Here is a 1,794-nt window from a genome sequence, read left to right on the forward strand (position 1 = left end):
CCTGACTTTGATCAGGGCTGCATGATCATCTCTGCTGCGGGCCGCTGAGCTGCAGGAACGGTCTGGACTCCGCGCGGTTTCACGCACTAACGGGGTCGGCCTAGGGTCGGGGTGTGGCGTTCATCCGGCGGGTGCGGACCGCTTCGGGGGCCACGGCCGTGCAGATCGTTGCCTACCGGGCCGGACGGCAGGAGATCGTCAAGCACGTGGGGTCGGCGCACACCGACGCCGAGCTCGGGGTGCTGATGGAGCGGGCCCGGGAGCTGCTGGGCGACCCGGCCCAAGTCGTGCTGGATCTGGGGATCGAGCCCACCCCCAGGGTGCTGCCGCTGGTCGGGGTCCCGGGCGGTCAGAGCGTGCTGCCGGCGATGCCGGCGCCACCAGCCCGCCGGTCGGCGGCTGCGCGGGACAGCGGAGGCCGGGTGCTGGCGACCGGGTCACGGCTGCTGTACGACGCCCTGCTCGGGGTGGTCACCGCGCTGGGGTTCACCGCGGCCACTGATGAGGTGTTTTGCGACTTGGTCATCGCCCGGATCGTGGAACCGACATCACTGCTGGACGCCGGTCGAGTGCTCACCGACCTGGGGCGCCGGCCGGCCAGCTACCCGACGATGAACCGCACCCTGCGGAAAGCGGTGAAGGGCGACTACCGGGACCGGGTCGCAGCCGCGTGCTTCGCCCGCGCCAGCACGGCCGGGGATTTGACCTTGTGCCTCTACGACGTGACGACCCTCTACTTCGAGGCCGAACACGAGGACGACCTGCGGAAAGTCGGCTACTCCAAGGAACGGCGAGTCGACCCGCAAGTCGTGGTCGGGCTGCTGGTTGACCGTCAGGGCTTCCCGCTGGAGATCGGCTGTTTCGAGGGCAACAAGGCCGAGACCAGCACGCTGATCCCGATCGTCACCCAGTTCCAGGAACGGCACGGCCTGGCCGACCTCGCGGTCACCGCCGACGCCGGCATGTTGTCGGCGGCGAACCTGAAGGCGCTGGACGAGGCGCACGTGCGGTTCATCGTCGGCTCGCGCGTGACCCGGGCGCCGGCGGATCTGGAGTCCCACTTCCACTGGCACGGCGATGCGTTCACCGATGGCCAGGTCATCGACACGATCACCCCCAGGACCGGCCGCGCCAAGGGCGGGAAGGTCGGGGAGAACGACAGCGCGCGCCGCGCCGAACCTGTGTGGGACCCCACGCGGCACACCGGGTCGTGGCGGGCGGTGTGGGCGTACTCGGCCAAGCGAGCAGCCCGGGACCGCAAGACCCTCGCCCTACAGGAGACCCGCGCCCGGGAGGTCGTCGACGGCGAACGCGCGGCCCGCACGCCGCGGTTTGTCAAGACCAGCAACGGCGCCCGCTCCCTGGACGAGACCGCACTGGCCAGAGCGCAGAGCCTGGTCGGGCTGAAGGGCTACGTCACCAACATCCCCGCCGCCGTGCTGCGCGCGACCGAGGTGATCGGCAGCTACCACGACCTGTGGCGCGTCGAGCAATCGTTCCGGATGAGCAAGACCGACCTGCGGGCCAGGCCGATGTTCCACCACACCCGCGACGCCATCGAGGCCCACCTCACCGTCGTCTTCACCGCCCTGGCCGTGGCCCGCGAGGTCCAGAACCGCACCGGCCTGGCGATCGGCAACGTCATCCGTCAGCTGCGGCCACTGCGCTCGGCCACAGTCGCGATCAACGGAGCCACCCAGACGTTCCACCCCGCCATTCCCCCAGCTCAGCGGGCCATCCTCGATGCGCTACCGCAGGTGGAAGTCACGCACTAAGCAAATGATCAAAGTCGGG

General features: G+C 69.8%; 1 protein-coding gene. It reads left to right on the plus strand.

What is annotated here, in order from left to right:
* The first annotated feature begins 113 nt into the window (after positions 1-113).
* Positions 114-1,775: an IS1634 family transposase gene (locus tag ACK586_RS25285; protein WP_409333293.1), complete on the plus strand. Its 1,662-nt coding sequence runs from the start codon at positions 114-116 to the stop codon at positions 1,773-1,775.
* Positions 1,776-1,794 lie beyond the last annotated feature (19 nt).

It is taken from the genome of Trujillonella humicola, from assembly GCF_046233715.1.
GTDB classification, from domain to species: Bacteria; Actinomycetota; Actinomycetes; order Mycobacteriales; family Geodermatophilaceae; genus Trujillonella; species Trujillonella humicola.